The organism is Bifidobacterium sp. UMB1197 (genome assembly GCF_030217745.1).
In the GTDB taxonomy this organism is placed as follows: domain Bacteria; phylum Actinomycetota; class Actinomycetes; order Actinomycetales; family Bifidobacteriaceae; genus Bifidobacterium; species Bifidobacterium vaginale_B.
In genome coordinates this window covers 1-18417 of record NZ_JASOOL010000012.1, presented here as the reverse complement: position 1 = coordinate 18417, position 18417 = coordinate 1, and the positions used below count along the sequence as shown (strand labels likewise).

10 protein-coding genes are annotated in these 18417 nt (G+C 44.9%); all 10 read right to left on the bottom strand.

The features are described from left to right. Positions 1–250: 250 nt before the first annotated feature. Positions 251–1708: a PIF1 family DEAD/DEAH box helicase gene (locus QP420_RS06205; RefSeq protein WP_481616864.1), complete on the bottom strand. Its 1458-nt coding sequence runs from the start codon at positions 1706–1708 to the stop codon at positions 251–253. A gap of 76 nt (positions 1709–1784) precedes the next feature. After that, positions 1785–2492, bottom strand: coding sequence for an oligoribonuclease (gene orn, locus QP420_RS06200; protein WP_060787232.1), 708 nt, complete (start codon positions 2490–2492; stop codon positions 1785–1787). A 218-nt stretch (positions 2493–2710) separates the two neighbouring features. Continuing rightward, the gene (guaB, locus tag QP420_RS06195) at positions 2711–4255 is read right to left on the bottom strand and encodes an IMP dehydrogenase (protein WP_481616863.1); all 1545 of its coding nucleotides are present in this window, start codon (positions 4253–4255) and stop codon (positions 2711–2713) included. A 213-nt stretch (positions 4256–4468) separates the two neighbouring features. After that, positions 4469–5572 (bottom strand): MraY family glycosyltransferase, encoded by a 1104-nt coding sequence (locus QP420_RS06190; protein WP_464405135.1) that lies wholly within the window; start codon positions 5570–5572, stop codon positions 4469–4471. Next, positions 5569–6231: an L-threonylcarbamoyladenylate synthase gene (locus QP420_RS06185; RefSeq protein WP_464405137.1), complete on the bottom strand. Its 663-nt coding sequence runs from the start codon at positions 6229–6231 to the stop codon at positions 5569–5571. The genes QP420_RS06190 and QP420_RS06185 overlap by 4 nt, the downstream gene beginning before the upstream one ends. Positions 6232–6252: 21 nt before the next feature. Further along, positions 6253–7149: a peptide chain release factor N(5)-glutamine methyltransferase gene (prmC, locus tag QP420_RS06180; RefSeq protein WP_481616862.1), complete on the bottom strand. Its 897-nt coding sequence runs from the start codon at positions 7147–7149 to the stop codon at positions 6253–6255. A gap of 71 nt (positions 7150–7220) precedes the next feature. Then, positions 7221–8318 (bottom strand): peptide chain release factor 1, encoded by a 1098-nt coding sequence (gene prfA, locus QP420_RS06175; protein ID WP_060787225.1) that lies wholly within the window; start codon positions 8316–8318, stop codon positions 7221–7223. Between the two features lie 146 nt (positions 8319–8464). Continuing rightward, positions 8465–8677, bottom strand: coding sequence for a 50S ribosomal protein L31 (gene rpmE / locus QP420_RS06170; protein ID WP_004114884.1), 213 nt, complete (start codon positions 8675–8677; stop codon positions 8465–8467). Positions 8678–8775: 98 nt separating this feature from the next. After that, positions 8776–18072 carry an InlB B-repeat-containing protein gene (locus QP420_RS06165; RefSeq protein ID WP_481616865.1) on the bottom strand — a complete coding sequence of 3099 codons (9297 nt, stop codon included), beginning with the start codon at positions 18070–18072 and terminating at the stop codon, positions 8776–8778. A 39-nt stretch (positions 18073–18111) separates the two neighbouring features. After that, positions 18112–18390: a hypothetical protein gene (locus QP420_RS06160; RefSeq protein WP_481616861.1), complete on the bottom strand. Its 279-nt coding sequence runs from the start codon at positions 18388–18390 to the stop codon at positions 18112–18114. Positions 18391–18417: the final 27 nt, after the last annotated feature.

The following is an 18417-nucleotide window of genomic DNA, read 5'->3' as shown; positions in this document are numbered from 1 at the left end:
AGGGAAGTATCCACGCAGCGTGGATAGTGTGATTAAGTAAAAGGGATATGTGTCCAGAAAAAGGGGTACATATCATTTGGCCAAAAATGGTACAAAAAGCGGAACACAACACGAGAATCGTTCGCGCGCTACGCTTTAAGCTCGAAGGCAGGTCGTCGCGCCCGCGTTTGTTTACTTTCCCCCACGTTTGTTCCCATTTCGGCCAATTCGGGAAACAAAAGCAAGAACACCGTTTAAACAAAAACTAAATCTAAAACTCGTCGTCGAAGGAAAATTCATCATTATCTGCGTAATCGCTAGAGGCGAAAATATCAAACTCTTGCTGATTCGCAGAATCACCATTTGCCTTACCAGCTTCAAACGCACGAACGCCCTCGCTAGCAAGCAGCTCACTAGCGCGTTTAGAAGCTTCACGCAAAGAACCATCAAGAATCACAGCATCCGTGCAAACACTAAACGCGCTGTCATTAATGCCCTCTAAATAAAGCCCGCTCAAATTTTCCACACGCGAAAGCGCAACATAGCCCATTCCAGGCGCAAAAGTACGGCGCAAATCCATAACAGCACTATCAAGCGTCATGCCTTGCGACTTATGAATCGTAATTCCCCACGCACATCTAAGTGGCACTTGATTTACGCTAGCAAGAACCGTTTCGCCATCCGTCATCTCCCACGCAGCAGGCTTAAGAGTAACAATATTGCCGTTTTCAAACTCAACAATAGGCCAGCCACCTTTGGATTCAGGCACAAATCGCAATACGCGCCCAACAGAGCCGTTTACATATTGCTTATCTTGGTCGTTTCGCAAAGCCATTACAGCTGCACCAGCCTTTAGCACAAGACGCTCGGGGGCAAGCATGTTCTTTTTTAAGCGATCTACAAGATTTTTTGGCCCAGCTTCTGTTGCTACAAACTCGTGAGGCTCAGAGTCGATTGCTGCAAGCTGCACATTATTTAAGCCGTCTGCTTGCGCGTTTGTTGGAAAAAGATGAACCGAAACTTCGCCATCTTGAGGATATTCGCCAAGACGCTCCGCAAGAATTTGCTTATCAGCCTCGCTCACACGCCCGCAGCGAATATCCGTTAAAACATTAAGCAACTTGCCATCATCTTGCCTGTGTTGCTCTGTTAAATAGCACACAACGGGCTTTAAAGAATCCCACGCAAACGATTCCGTAATATAGCCTTCGGGATTTTTGCCAGCGGCCGCATATTTTTCGCGCGATGCAATAAACTCCGGGCTAGGCTCGAATACATCGCGATTTCGCGTAGACGTACTAACGGGCGGAAGCTGAAAGAAATCGCCAGAAACCACCACTTGAAGGCCGCCAAATGGCAAATCATTTTTGCGCAACTTACGGCACACTTCGTCAACCATGTCGAAAAGCCAAGCGTGAATCATGGAAACTTCGTCCAACACAAGCACATCCGTGGCTTTTATGCGCTTTGCGCGCCTAGACCTAATGGTTTTAAGAAGCGAATCGGTAAGCGCGTTTGCAACGCCTGTTCCACTCCACGAGTGAATAGTTTGGCCGTTTAAATGAGTTGCTGCAATACCCGTTGAAGCTGTTACAGCAACGCTTAAACCGTTTTCGCGCATTGAGCGAACCGCCTGGTTTAAAACATACGTTTTTCCAGACCCTGGAGCGCCCGTTAAGAACACGCTTGCACCCGCGTTTATTATTTCTAACGCTTCCGATTGCTTCATTGGCAGCACCTTTTATTTGCGCTATTTACGCTATTTACGTTTAATGCGTTTAATGCGTTTAATAATCACGCTTCGTTTAATAATCGCGCTTTTCTGCGGAATTTACATCTTCTAGCGCTTCACCGCGGCGCTCGTAATCGCGAAGCAGGCTCGTGCTTTCAATGTGCTGTGCACCCGCTTTTGCCTGAGCCTCGCTTGGTCCTGGAGCTGGCACAAACATCATGTCTCGGTAGTAGCGCAACTCGTCAATCGACTCAATAATATCCGCGAGCGCACGGTGACCGCCGTGTTTCGCTGGCTTATTGCGGTAAACGTCTGGGTAAAGTCTGCGCGAAATCTCCTTCAATGTGCTTACGTCGATTACGCGGTAATGCAAATTTGCCATTAAATCTGGCATGTATCGGTCGAGGAACTTTTTGTCTGAGCCAACGGAGTTTCCTGCAAGATGCGCTTTTCCGCGCTCTGGCAAAAAGCGCTTTACATACTCAACAATCTGCTTCTGCGCTTCTTCTAGCGGTAAACCGTTTTTATTCCACTCGTCAACAAGCCCAGAAGACGTGTGCATATTTCGCACAAAATCGTTCATGTGATTCACGGCAGCATCACTTGGCTTAATCACTAAATCAATGCCATCGTCTAGAACTTTCAAATTAAAATCAGTTGGAACTACAGACACTTCGCATAATTCGTCGTGGAAAATATCGAGACCAGTCATCTCGCAATCAATCCAAATTAAGCGCGATTCTTCCGGCGTAAAAGTAAGATCTTCCTTAGCTTCTGCCATTTTCGTTCCTTTCCTAATATTTTTTCGAACCCATCAGCCTACATCTTCCCACCGACGAGGCGCGTATTAAAAACGACGAAAAGCAGGCAAGTTGTAGATAACTTGCTTAACTTTTCGCCGTTTAGTGCAAAATTACTTGCGATTTATACGCGACTTATACGCGATTTAATCGCGACTTATACGCGCAACTCGCGCACAACTCACGCACAACTTGCGATTTAGTTGTGGAAACCGCTGTAGTTTGGCGCTTCTGCAGTCATCACAATATCGTGAGGATGCGATTCCCTAAGGCCTGCATCCGTAATACGAATAAAGCGACCGCGCTCATGAAGCTCCTCAATATTGTGAGCACCAACGTAGAACATAGACTGATGCAAACCGCCAAGAAGCTGGTAAAGCACAGCGTTAAGTGGGCCGCGGTATGGAACTTCGCCTTCCACGCCTTCTGGAACCACCTTATCGGAGCTAGTAACGTCTGCCTGGAAGTAACGATCCTTAGAATAAGACTTCTTTCCGCGAGGAGCCATTGCGCCAAGCGAACCCATGCCACGATAAAGCTTGTATTGCTTGCCGTGAAGCAAAACCTTCTCGCCTGGAGCTTCCTCACATCCAGCCAAAGTACCACCAAGCATAACAGTGTTTGCGCCTGCAACCAAAGCCTTAGCAATATCTCCAGAATAGTGAATACCACCATCAGCAATGCATGGTACGCCAGCAGCCTTGCAAGCTTGAGCCGCGTCATAAACAGCAGTAAGCTGAGGCACACCAACGCCTGCAACAACTCGCGTAGTGCAAATAGAGCCTGGACCAACGCCAACCTTTACAGCGTCAACTCCAGCGTCAATCATAGCCTGCGCACCCTGGCGAGTAGCAATATTTCCGCCAATAATCTGCACGCCGTTAAAAGCCTTATCTGCCTTAATTCGGCGAATCATGTCTAACGCCAAGCGAGCTTCGCCGTTTGCGGTATCAACCACAAGAACGTCTACGCCAGCTTCCATAAGCGCGCACGCACGCTGCCAAGCATCTCCAAGGAATCCAATGCCAGCGGCCACACGCAAGCGACCCTGGTCGTCTTTAGTTGCGTCTGGGTACTGCTCAGTCTTAACAAAGTCCTTAACAGTAATCAAGCCCGTAAGCTTGCCTTCATTATCAACCAGCGGCAGCTTTTCAACCTTGTTTTCCGCAAGCAAGCGATGCGCGTCTTCTTTAGAAATATTAGAAGGACCAGTTACAAGATTTTCGCGCGTCATTACATCCTTAACCTTTAAGCGGTCGTAGTCTTCGGAAGCAATGAATCGCATATCGCGATTGGTAATAATGCCAACTAAACGATTTTCGCCATCTACTACTGGCAAGCCCGAAATATGGAAGCGCCCGCACAATTTATCTAAATCGGCGAGCGTTGCATCTGGGTGAACAGTAAGAGGGTCGGTAATCATACCCGACTCGCTGCGCTTAACAATATCTACTTGCGCAGCTTGATCATCAATGGAAAGATTGCGGTGAAGTACGCCAATTCCACCATTTCTAGCCATTGCAATAGCCATATCCGACTCGGTCACAGTGTCCATTGCTGCAGAAATTGCAGGCACTTTCATAGTGATTTCGCGAGTTAGATGAGTAGTTGTATCTACTTCGGATGGAATTACATCGGTTTCGTTTGGAAGCAACAGCACATCGTCATATGCGAGGCCGAGCTTTTCGAAAATTGGAGGAACAGGAGTATACGCAGATTGCATGTTCATATCAGTTGTAACCATAGGGTTACTATACGTTTTTGCTATGACGTTTGCAAAAGTCGCGTTTCATACACAATATTTAGTGGCGATTTTGATATAAAACTACTACAGCGCGATTATCTACGACTATCTACGACTATCTGCGACTATCTATGATTATCTACGATCATCTACGACTAATGCTATGGGTACTGCGATTAGCATCAATTAAAGCACATTCCGCTTTTTACGATTTTACGAATTTCGTAACTCCGGCAGCCGCCTGCGCAAATATGGCATCATCGTAAGCACTGTAAGCAGCGCCGCCGCAATAATCATGCCAACAAGCACGTAAACGGCTTTAAAGAACAGAATCATTATTGACCCAAAAGATATAAGCGCCGCCCATCCCCACAAAATAAGCACCGCGCCTTGCACAGAATGCCCAATACGCAACATTCTGTGATGCAAATGCATGCGGTCTGGATGCATTGGCGACTGCCCTTTTGCAAGCCTTCTGCATATTGCTAAACACATGTCTAACACTGGCAAAAACAGCACTAAAATCGGAAGCAAAATAGGCATAAACACTGGCAAATAGATGCTCGTGTGCACGGAAGATGGGTCTAAGTGACCCGTCATTATAATAGATGCGCAAGTTATTAAATACCCGATTAGCATGGAGCCAGAATCGCCCATAAAAAGCTTCGCTGGATGCCAATTGTGCAAAATAAATCCTACGCACATTCCCACCATTGCAACGTCTATAAGAGTTGCCATTGAAGCGTAGCTTGGAGATGTGCGTGCAAGAATATAAGAGTATGTTGCGAATGCGATTCCGCCAATTGCTACAATTCCAGAAGCCAGCCCATCTAGTCCGTCTACAAAGTTGACTGCATTAATTGAAGCCACGATTAGTATTGCGGTTATTGCGATTGAAAGACTCGGAGACGCTGTAACTAAAGAGCCGAGCGGCAACGCTACGATTTGCAATCCTCCCCACGCCACAAAAACAGCTATTAGCAATTGACCTGCAAGTTTTAGCATCCAATCTAAATCCCAAATGTCGTCGCAAACACCCAAAAGACATATGAGTACAGCTCCAGCCAAAACCACCCACGGCTGATGTGTTCCTGCAAAAAGCCCAGAAATAAAAGGCATGGAGCTTGCAAACGCCATCGACACCGCAAAGCCAAATAGCATTCCAACCCCACCCATACGGGGCGTAGGTATTGTGTGAACGTCGCGAGCGCGCACTTTTCCTACGGCTCCTATGCGAATTGCAAGATGACGTACAAGCGGCATTATTAGCCACGTTGCGCCTCCTGCGATTGCTGCTATAAACAGGTATACCCTCATTTCTTGCGACTTTCTGCTCTTATCTGTTCTTCGCTTATTACGCCTTCGCGCAAAATCACAATTCCGTCCGCGTCTGCTGAATCCGCGCCAACTACAGTGCTTGCTACATGCGAACGCGTTGGCCCCGCGTTTAAGTACAGCGGAATTTCGTCTCCAAAAGCCTCGAACGCTTCTTCCACGCTATCTGCGCTCTCGTTTCCGCTGCGGTTTGCGCTGGATGCAGCCAATGGGCCCGTAACGCGCAAAATTTTCATTAGCTCTGGGCAATCTGGAACGCGCACGCCTTGCGTTGCTTCACATTTCTTACTGCTTTCATCTGCTTTACAAAGCGTAGCAAGCCTTGTAGCTACCGAATCTTTTTTTGCGCGCGCGATTGGTGAGTATCCGCCTGGCAGGAATTTTTCCGCCAGCACGTCTAGTGGGCTTGGCAAGTAAAGCCCAAGTTTTTCTAAGTCACTCACACTGCTCATAAGTATTTGCAAGGCTTTTGTGCGCGGCCTGCGTTTTAGTTGGTAGATTTTCGCTACTGCCGCCTCGTTAAATGGGTCGCACGCCACTCCGTAAACTGTGTCTGTTGGCACTACAATTACTCCGCCCGCGTTGATTATTTGCGCCGCGAGTTGCAATGATTCTTCGTTAATCGTGCAAATTTTACTCATTTTTAGCCTCTTTTTTGCATACTACAATTTTTTGCATACTACAAATCTTGCTCTGTCTGTTAAGTCGTTTTTGACTTTTGCGCTGCTAAATCCTACGTTTTTTGCATAATCTTCAAGAGCTTTGCCTTGCGTAATATCGTGTTCCATAATCATTATTCCACCCATACGCAAATACGCAAAACTAGCTTCCATAATTTTTTGCGGTATAAGTAGTCCGTCTTTAGATCCACCATATAGCGCCATTTTAGGGTCGTAGTCGCGAGCTTCAATCTGCTCTACTGGCTGGCTTTCTGGCACGTATGGTGGGTTTGTGATTACTACGTCTACTTTCTCTTTAATCGCAGCTGTTTCAGGCAGATTAACGTTTGTAGCATCGCCTAATATTGCGTGATATCTGTTTGAAATATCATATTTTTCTGCGATTTTGCGGTAGTTTTTTTGCAAATATTCAAAAGCTATGGGCGATTTTTCCACAGCCCACACTTGCGCGTTTGCAACTTCGCTTGCAACCGATAGTCCGATTGCTCCCGAGCCTGCACACAAGTCTAAAACAATAGGATTTTTTAGATTATTTGCGCGAATCCAATCTATTCCCTCTTGAACTACCACTTCTGTTTCGGGCCTTGGCACAAAAACGCCTTTGCCAACTATTAGGTCTATGTAGCGAAAAGTTGCGCATCCAATAATGTGTTGCAACGGCTCGCGCGAAGCACGTCTAGATATAAAATCGCTATATTTGCTAGCATAATCGGGCGAAAAATCCTTAAAATCGCCAAGTATTAGCGCTTTGTTTAAGTCTGCCAAACTTACGCCACAAGCGTGTGCTAGCAGTAAACGTGCGTCGTATTCTGCCGACTCTACACCTGCATCTTCAAGTTTTTCGGCAGATGTGCGCAAAATGTGCAAAATTTCTTGCATTTTACAAGCCACGTGGTGATTTTACTTAGATTACTTAGCGTACTTAGCTTACTTGGCTAACTTAACTTAACTTACTTGGCATTAGCTAAGCGATCGGCTTCATCCGCCTGAATATCGCTGTCTATAACCGCTTGCAAGTCGCCGTTAAGCACCTGGTCAAGATTGTACGCCTTGTAGTTTGTGCGATGGTCCACAATACGATTTTCTGGGAAGTTGTATGTGCGGATTCGCTCAGAGCGGTCCAATGAGCGCACCTGAGAATGGCGCATATCTGCCGCCTCAGCCGCCTCCTGCTCATGCTTCATGGCAAGCAAACGCGACTTTAGCACGCGAAGTGCGGCCGCACGGTTTTGAATCTGCGACTTTTCATCTTGCATGCTAACAACAATTCCAGTTGGAATATGCGTCATGCGAACTGCGGAATACGTAGTGTTCACGGACTGTCCGCCAGGACCGGAGCTCATGAAAATGTCGATTTTAAGGTCTTTTGGATCGATTTCGATTTCGTCATCGTCTTCGTCTGCTTCTGGGAACACGATTACGCCAGCTGCGGAAGTTTGAATACGCCCTTGCGATTCCGTAACTGGAATTCGCTGCACGCGATGCACTCCGCCCTCGTACTTCATGCTTGCCCACACGCCGTCTTCTGGAGCAGGCGTGCCTTTTGCGCGAATCGCAAGCTGCACGTCTTTTACGCCGCCAAGTTCCGTCGCGTTTTCGCTTTGGATTACGGTAGTCCAGCCGCGCTTTTCCGCGTAACGCATGTACATGCGCAATAAATCGCCAGCAAACAGAGCCGCTTCTTCGCCGCCCGTGCCAGCTTTGATTTCCATAATCATGTCTCGCGCATCGTCTGGATCTCTAGGAATCAGCGCTGTGCGAAGCTTTTCTTTTGCTGCTGGAATTTGTTCTTCTAAATGTTTTGCTTCTTTTGCTAAGTCTTCGTCTTCGCTTGCCATCTCGCTGGCAACTTCGTAGTCTTCGCAAAGCTGCTTGTAATTTAAGTACGCGCTTACGATTGATCCGAGTTCTGCGTGCCTACGACCGAGCTTGCGGATTGCGTCTGGATTAGACGCTACTTCTGGCTCTCCCATGCGATTTTCAATATCGCGGTATTCGTTTAGAGCTGTAACCGCTGCTGGGAATTGCTCATCTATTGACTCGGCCATTTTGTTCCTTTATAGTCGCGCATAACGCGGATTTTTAAATCGAAAATATTAAATTTAAATATTACAAGATACACGCATGTTTAGCACATAAAACGCCAGCCCCGATTCCGCGAAGTTACACGAAAGCAGGGCTGGCGATTAAAAAGCTACTTAGTCTTCTTACCGTAGCGCTTCTCGAAGCGAGCCACGCGGCCGCCGGTATCGAGAATCTTCTGCTTGCCGGTATAGAATGGGTGGCACTTTGAGCACACGTCAACCGTCATATGATCGCCATTTGCGGTGGAACGAGTTACAAAAGTGTCTCCGCAAGAGCAGGTAACCTGCACTGCGTGATAGTCGGGATGAATACCCTGCTTCATAATGTCTCCTATGGAATTCGGGCGACCCGGGTCGCAAAGCCCCAATAGCTAAGCGTGAACCGGAACCTTCGCTATTTTAGTTACTACCCTCGACTCGCTTAGTTATTCTTACCATCTTCGCGCTTTCTCCTATGCTTAGCAGCGAATCCAGCAAAACCAACAGACGCTAACAAGCTTGCGATTAACGCAGATTGCGAAGCGTCAACACCTGTTTGAGGCAGCGCATAGGCTTCAACACTAGTCTCTTGCTGGTCTTGCAAAGGCTCAGCAGGAGCAGGCGCTGGAGCTGGCATAGGTTTAGGCGCTGGCACAACATAATCCGAAGGAACTGTTGAATAATCAGGTTCCGCTTGATCAGGCTCAGGCGTTGGCTGCGGTGTTGGCACTGGCGTTGGATTAACATCATTCGATGCTGGAAGCACTTCAATATCAACCGTCACCACAGCTTTGCGACCATACTTATCTACACTCGTGAAAGTAAGCTCAACAATCTTCTTACCATCAACAATCTTAGGGGTACCAGAAATCGTGCAAGTCGTGCCGCTGCAAGAATGAGAAATTCCAAGCTGTTCCAAACTACTACTACTAGACAACGCATTAACAATAAACTGTTTATTATCAACTGAAACAGTTGCGGTTGCATTCGTTGTTCCGTCAGCATTAAGAACTCCCCTAGTTAAGTTTGCAAGCGTAAACGTTGCAGGAACTCCCTCAACCGCCTTGCCGCTAAACTTAAACTCCACAGGATCCATCTGCTCAAAGTTTGCAACAATAATCGTATCAGTTTCTACATTTGGCAGAACAATACGAGCATCCTTAACACCAGCCTCAGCGAGCAGATTCTCCAAATCAGCAATACTTGACTTCTCTGATTTACGTATGATGCTTGCAACAAACGACTTACCAGAATCTTCCGCAATTCGCGCAAGCTTCTCACGAGATGCAGCATACTGCATATATTCGCTCGGCTTAGTCTCAAGAAGCAGATTCTTCAACGCAGCAAGCGTAGAGTTCTTAGACCCACGTATTATATGCGCTAAGTAATTCTTTCCACACAACTCTGCAATCTTAGCTAAGGCTTCACGATCAGAATCAGACGCTTTTCTATTATCATCTTTGTTAAGAGAAGATAAAGTCATCCAATCCTTGAACACGTAGCCATTATTTGCAAGAACGTCTGGAATATAATCCTTTATTGCAGACTCTTTGCCCTTACGCACCCAATACGTGTGCACATTAGACATCATCTTACCGTTAGGATCAGTTACATAAGTAAACTTAGTGTAGTTTTTACTAATAAACTCATCCTCAATCGTGCCAGCCGCAGGCAAATCCTGATCCGCAATAACATTTGGCAAAACGCGCACGCGAATTGGAATTTGCGTTGTAAGTTTTTGTCCTTCAACGTCAGTTGGCCTCGTAACATCTACAACAACAGTTGCAGTTCCAGGTCTATATACGCGCTTGCTATCGTCCGTTTCCTTAGAATCCTTAGGCTTAACGCCTTGACCGTAAATGTGATTTATCTTTACAGTCACTCTAGAATCAGTGTTATGTACGAGCTTATTAACGTCTGGAATCGCATCGCCCGCGCTAACGATTGTTTCTGGAATAGTAATGTCGGAAACACCAGTTTGCTCAGCAACAAACATGAGCGGAGCCGAGATATCCCATGAACTATCAACAGAAGTATTAAGTTTAGCACCTTGAGCTGTAAACATACGCCACTTGCTAAATCCATAAAGCTCTTTGCCGGTATCACCAGCAACTTTCTTCATAAAGCTAATATTGATGTTGCGGTCTTTAGTAGAAGGACGAATATATAGCAGCTTCGGCTTATATTCGCCATCCATCCAGCGGTGACCGATTTCTGGAAGGAACACTGCAGGAATGTATCCTTCCAATGCCTTCTTCGTTGTAGAAGCGTCGATTACGTTCTTCACAAGCTTATAAACAGCTACAAAAGTAGTGTCTTTATCAAACTTCAAATCAGCAATTTCAGCATTAGAATACAGCTTAACTTCCTGCGGATTAGGCATAGTAGTAGGGCTTGGTGCCGTAGCAGCATATAGTGTCATAACAGGAACTGGCGCAGCAATATTTGCACCATTCGCAGTATTTGGCGTATTAGCCGAATTTGCTACAGATGTAGTACCTTCATGCATCTCCCAGCCTTGGAACTCGTAATGATAGCCTTTTGCGTCGTAATCCTGGCCAACAGCTTGCGGCGCTTTTACGCCAGAAGATTTAGCTGTAATATTCTTATATGTGTAGTAAATCTTACGGCCATCAATAGTTCCTTCAGATTCTGCAGAAGAAGAAGATCCTTGCTCTGCACTTTGGCTATTAAAGCTATTAACAAACTTGATTTCTGCATAATGCTCCTTAATCTTCGCCTGCTCAGCCTTCTGCTCAGGAGTTAATGGTGTAGTAGAGCCTGGCTTAGTAGTATCTGTATTTTTATCTCCGTAAATCAAGTCGTGCATTACTTTAAGCTTGCCAACAATCTTATAATCATAATAATCCTTATGAGTAGAAGGATCTTTAAAGTCGTTATACGTAACACGGACTATTAACGGAACAGTGTAAACGCCAGCTTTATCAACAGTCGGAGCAGTAGATGCATACTCAACTTTCACACTCTTTACATTTGGATTCTTTGTTTTATCAATCAAAGAATCATAATTAGCAATGTACTTTTCTGGACTTGGAAGAGTACTTTTATCTCCACGAATTGCAAGCAAAGTATCATTCTTAGCATCTGGAGTAGCTAAAGGAGTTTGATCTGCAACGAACTCTTGGAAGGATTCATTAACAATCCAACTTTTAACTGGTTCAATAGCTTTAACGTCAGATCCATCATTACGCATGCTGCTTCGAGACCAAGTTCCCTTAGCGCCAGTTAGCTGACTATTAAGCCAATCTAATGCTTTACTTCCATTTTTTGTAATCTTCTCAAGATCAGTGCCCTTCTTTACGTAGAACACCTTAGGGCCGCTTGTTTTGTCATCCCACAATCTACCTGGAGCAGGCTTGAAGATTGCAACTACAGCATCCTTAGGAACTTCACCACCGTCAGACGAACTCGAGAAGTATTCAATCTTCTTGTAAACAGCGTGGTAAGTTACGCCGTCTTTCAAAGTCACACTCGTGTAGCGATCGCTTGCATTTATGTCAAACTTTTGCTCTGGATTTGGATTATCAGTAGTAGGCTGTACAACCTTAGTTGCCCAACCCTTAAACACATAGTGGTAATTGTCTTTCTCGTATTCCTTACCAAAGGCTTGCGGCACGCGTACAGAAATATCCTTCTTATCTTTATACACGTATGCAACAAGCGAAGGTTTATCTTCGCTAGTCTCGCCGTCATGGCCAAGAATCATACCCTGCTTTAAATCACCAGTAAAAGTAATCGGCACATACTCGTCTTTATGCTTGCTGCCGTAGTCGCTAGTCTTAAACTTCTCCCAATCGCTTGCGTACACCAAATCCGGCAGCACACGGTACAGCACCTCAGTGTCAGCAGTGTTTCCATCAAGATGCACTTGCACTTTAATCTTGTGCAAGCCTGGAGTGCTGTCGAATGTTGCGCCAGACGCAAAGCTGAACGTAGCACCCTCTGGATACTCATTAGCATTCTTTATAAGATCTTTAGCTGTGTAGTTAGATCCAAGACTTTGAGTTGGTGTAAGCACCTTTAAATCATTAGCAACAGGCGCCTTAAGCTTAAATGTAGCCGTGTAAACAACCTTCGGATCCGTTTGAGTTTCCGAAAGAACTGGTAGACGATTAATGCCGTCTACTTCTTTTTCAACACTGTGCGCATCTTTTACGGTCTTCTTAACAATCCAGCCAGCAAACTCATAGCCTTGCTTTGCAACTGGATCTTGAGGCAAAGGCATTTGGTAGGCTTTAGTGCCTCCAATAACGTCGTAGACTAAACCATCCTTTCCAGCAGTGTGACCACTGTAATCAGCGATACTTCCCATGTTCTGTTCGCCATCAGCCACTTTGAACACGTAGCGCGTGTAGTTGGTTGGTCGAGCTTGGGTATCGTCCTTGCGCTTAAGCACGCGAACGTCATCATATGTAAAAGTGATTTCTTTGTCGCTAGTCTGCTTACCGTCATCATCGGTAGTATACTCAATATTCTGCTGCGATTCTCTAGGCATAAAGCCTTCAATCGGCTTGTAGAATGCTACGTCGTACTTTTGGTTTACAGAGCTGACTTCACTTTCTGGAAGAAGCTCCTTCTTATTGCCGTCTTTATCAACAGTTACGTAATGAACCTTATACTTGCGCGTATTGTACGTTTGGTACACAAACTCGCCAGTATTCTTACTCTCGTCCTTCGAGGCTTCAAAGCTTGTGAAATGCTTATCTGGGAAGTGCGTTTCGTCACTGTAGACTGCTTCCGCATTGTAGCGCAAATGCTCGCGCAAGCCGGAAACCGTTTGAGTAGAAACGTGGTCTACAAGTGCGGCTTCCGTGTGAGTCTTTTTAGCATCGTTATACTGCTTAAACGTTACGCCTGGCTTTAAGAACACGTGCTTAAAAGTGCCGTTGTAGCGAGTATCCTTAACCCACACAGCTCTAAGCGTAATATCTTCTACTACTTGGTTACTAAAAGCGTATGGGGTGTGATCTGCTACTTTCACACCGCCCTTTTTAGCAAGCTCCCAGCCGTAGAAGTCGTAGCCTTTGCGCGTTGGAGTGCCTATCTTCTTTTCGTCAATAGATTGGTAGCGAGGGTACTTCGTTTCCGTAACTACGTGGGAGCCACTTATTTCATTGCCGTTTCCGTCGATTTGCGGCATATTGTAATCAAGCGTTACAGTGTGCTTAATACCTTCTGGCTTACCCCACGCAGCGTAAAGCTTAATGCCGTTGACTGGCATTGTATAATCTTTAACTTCGCCTTTAGCTTTGCTTCCAGATTTGCTGCCACCTTCAGCGCCTTCACTATTGTCGTTTGTCTCGCCATTTATAAGATGAATACCGGCTTGATCAACAGCCCATCCTTTAAACACGTAGTCTTCCGGCAAATCAGCAGGGCGAACGATGGAGTAAGTCTTGCCATTAAGCTTGAAAGTGTACTTGCCATCGAACTGCTTAGATGTATTACCAAGATCGTCTTTAACTACAGAAGCATCGTAAGACTTAACGGCACCCTTGTTGTAGTACAAGTCTGCATCTTCGCCAGTCAATTTATCGTTGCCGCGCTTAGTCAAGCTATACTCATACGGCAGTTTTTCTTTAGCAACGCCACTGCTGTCCTTTATAGCATTGCCGTCCGCATTATAAAACTGCACGGCGTACGACTGGCGGTTGTACTTCATCTCAAGCCAATTGTTTTTGTCAAATGGTGAAGGATTATTTTCTACACCAAACTTAAGCTTTTCTTCAACGCCAGCGTAGTAGCGACGAAACTCAAGATGATACTTCTTTTTAAACTCGTAATATTTCTTATATGCTGGATCAGTTTTAAGTCTTTCAGCAATAGCATCATTTAAATTTTTAAGAGCAAGTCCTCCATCATCACCATCTTCGTCAGAAGTATAATCAGGGTCAGGAAAAGTGTCCTTATCTTCTTCTGGAGGATCGTCTGGAGTATCTTCACCTGTTACTTCTTCATAAAGATCATGTACTTTTGTATAGAAGTCATCAGCATCGAACCTTTCCTTAATCTTAACACCATCTTTACGATTACTGTTGTCAGGTTTAAGACCAGTTATTTTTGACTCAAAGCCTGCAATAGAAGACGGAGGAAACACATAATCACCACTGCTAGTATCATCCTTACTATAGGAATCTGTAGAAAGCTCATACTTAATATCATCGCCAGTATCGCCATTTTTTGCAGATGCAATGCTCTGTTTTTTAATGATTACCTGTATAGGATCAGCTTGACGTCGTTGAGAATTATCACGGGAATCAAGAATAAGTAGGCGCTGATCATCTTTTACAGTATACTTTGGCGCACTATCATCTGCAGGGTTGTCACTAATCTGCGGAGCCTTGCCATCTTTATACATCCAATGGAATTTTGGATCAACAAACTCTTCTTTCGTTAAACGGAATGGAGGAGTATCACGATATGTACCATAGGTAGCTCCATCAAAATTTCCACCAATCACAAAGCCTAATGAAGAAGTGTTACCATCATCCATAAAGTCTACTTCATCTGAATTAGGCCAAAAATCAGTAAGACTCTGCCCGTAACGAACATTTACACGGTAACCTTTATGATCAACTTTGCTAGTTACTTCATTAGAACTATTGCCATACGTGTAAGTAGACTTATTGTCTAATTTATCTGAGCAATCACCGCCACCAGCGTAGCAGTAGCTAATTATCTCACCTTTGCGGTTCTTTTTATGTATAACAGCATTATTGGCGCCCATTTCAGTCTTAATGTTATTAGGCTTAGCAAAAATAAGCTCGTAAGTCTTGCGATTGTAAACTAAGTCAAAAGTATTATCTAAGTCGTTAGCAAAAAGCTTAGTGCTTGTATTATTAGGATCTTTTGTGTATCTTTTAGTAAGCTTTTTATTCACATAGAAGTAGCGCGTGAATTTATCTTTATAAACTCTTTTGCTGCCAGATATAGTATAATTGTTCGGATCATCAGGATTATCAGTATTGTACCCGTCTAAGCTTGTTACAGGCGTATCGTTCATCCAGTTGAACTTTGCAATTAAGCCATCTTTGTGGTCAGAATCTTTACCTTGCAACTCTTCTTTAGTTAAGCCAAGCTCTGGGTCCGAAATAGGATTATCTTTATCAGTGCCGTTTAATTTACTAGTATCCTTAGCAACGCCAGCATCGTTCATGTTATTAAGATCAACGCTGCTGCCAGTTTTAACATTATTGCGCTCAACAAGACCAACAAAGTCGTAGTTTACAAGCGAATCCGGATGCTCTTTATCGACCAAATCCGCCTTTTGCACCCACACGTTCACGCGGTAGCTGGTAGTCTTATTAGCTTCCCAAACTGCACGAAGTTTAACATCGTGATCTTTCATTCTAAAGCTATCATCAAAATTAACCTTTTGCGTATTTTCTGTGCCTTCAGCAGGATCAACAATATGCCAGCCCTTAAAAGTGTAGCCGCGCTTAGTTGGGTTAGTAACTGTTGGCACAGACTTTTGGTAATACACTTTTTGAGCAGTAATATCCGTACCGCCAGCAGAATCGTAAGTAACGGTATACGCCTTACGGTAGTAGCGAAGATTCAAAACAAGCTTGTCTTTTTCGTCTTCAGAATCCGAAAGAGGCGAGCTAATCAAATTGTGCTCTGGCTCGTAGCCTGGAATATACACAGAAACAGCGCTTACATTAGAGCCAACTGTGCCAGTAACTTCGGTAACGTGAATTTCCTTGCCACCTACCGTAATGGTCTTAGCGCCTGGCACATCTTCATCTTCTTTGAATTCATCTTTGCCAGCTTCTTGCAGCATGTGGCGAACATAGTACTTAGCTGTTTTAGGAGCATAGTTTATGTTCAACTCGCCGTAGTACTGAATGCCATCGTCCGAACCTTGCTGCGTAGGCGATGGATTCTGCGAAGTTTGGTCACTGCTGCTCCCCCCAACAGCCTGCCTTTGCTTTACAGCGTAATCAGTAATCAGCTTCTTGTTTATGCGCAAGTAGCGAACAGCATCCGCATTTGTGCCGTCGTCAACAACGTACTTATTCTTACCTTTTCCGTCTTTACCTTTTTCAATGTAATACTGGTAATCTCCACTGTGATATATGGCAGGGCGGTATCCAGCAGACTGCGGGAGCTTAACATACACATAATTTTCAGGTTCATCAAGCGTATCCAGCTTATTTTTATCAATCGTAAGCTCGTATGGCTGAACAAGCTGCTTATTTGGAGCGCCATTAATAGTGTAAAGAATTTTTAAATTGTATGTAGCTTCTGGCTTTTTGTCGGTTTGTACCTGACTGTTGGCAGTGTTTTGGTCAGAAGCCTCTGGATTCTTCTCATTTGGCTTAATTACCTGGCTGTTTGCATTCGAATCACTATTGGAGCCATTCGCTCCTTCACCGCTTCTATCTGCTACAGCACCATTTGCATTGCCTTCTGTACCTTGCTCTTTTGCGCTTGGCTCTTTTGCAACTGGTTTTTCTGCAACTGGCTCTTTTGAGTCTGTGTTCTCTGTAGCTCCAACACCAGCGCTAGATTCTGTACCTGCTGAAGGTGCAGAAGCAGACGGAGTTTCAGGCGCATTATCTGCAGGAGTTACACTACCCCCATTGTTAGGATTTTGAGCATTTTGATTAACATCTCTACGATTACGCACTCTTGGCGTAGTGGAATCATTCTTCGCCTTTGCGGTAGGCTGTGCGCTTTCAGTGCTTGTAGACTGTTCGGCTGCAGGAGCAGTATTCTCAGAATCAGTATTTTCGGTAGCTGGCTCTGTTTTTTCTTTCCCATTCTTTGCAACAGGATGTGCGTTTTGCACGTTTTCAGGCTGCGTATTTTGTGTGCTTGCAGACTGTGCGGTTTGCGCGTTTTCAGGCTGCGCGGTTTCTGTGTTCGCAGGCTTCGCTGGATTCTGATTGGCCTCACCCTTCGTTGCCGAATCAGTCTTTGCAGCAGACTCAGAATTTGCAGGCTCTGACTTTGCAAGCTCTGACTTTGCAAGCTCTGACTTTGCAAGCTCAGTCTTCGACGCAGGAGCCTCATCCGTCTTCGATGCAGGAGTCTCAGCTGGTTTTACTTCTGCTGATTGCTCTTTCTTAACCGCTTTACTCTCTGGTTTTGCTACATCTGAATTATCTTGCTCACTCTTAGTCGCAGTCTCAGTTGCACTATCAGTTGCAGCCTCAGAACCAGTCTCAGAACTAGCATCATTACTAGCCTCAGAACCAGCATCAGAACGCTCGCCAGAATCCTTATCGCTTACAGAAGAATCGCCAGCAGCCGCTTCCTGATTATTAACGCCTTCCGCGCTATTGTTAGAATCTGCATTAGAATCAGCATTCTTAACTAAATATTCTTTAACAGAACCGACCATCTGTCGCATAGCGCGCTCAGAAGTAGCACCTGTGTTCAGCAATCCATTCTTATATAAGTCGTTTCCATCGCCCTTGCCCTTGCCATTCCCAGCACCCTTGCCAGAAGTCTTAGCAACACTATTTACATAAGACGAATCAAAAGAATCAGCGTTAAAAGAAGTCTTAGCTAAAGCAGTTGCGCCAGGCAACAACATAGACAGCGTAGACGCTAGAGCTACGGCAGCAACGCCGATGCGACCAGAAGCATTATTTGCATTCTGCGAAGAAACATTCTTTAAACTACTAACGCCCTTATTTTTAGCGCTTTTATGCTTAATCTGCTTGCTGCTCGAATTGCCCTTGCTAGCAACGTCTTTTGCTTTAGACATTGAAACTCCCAAACTCATAATCTTAACCTTTACATTCTATCAGACGGCATAGATACCCCCCCCCCCAAGTCCTTTTGTTTCAAGGGTTTTTGCTGGATATTTCTTAGCTATTTCTGACGATTTCAACACGCCGATTAGAACTACAAAGTGCGGAAGGTTTTCCCGAGTTTGTTGCTCAACACGCCGTAAATCGCTACAAAACACGGAGCTATTTTCCGCTTTTTGTACGTGATTTAAGTCAAATATGGTACAAAACCCGTCAACCCACTCCGCTTTTTGTACGTGATTTATGATATGTACCCCTTTTTCTGGACACATATCCCTTTTACTTAATCACACTATCCA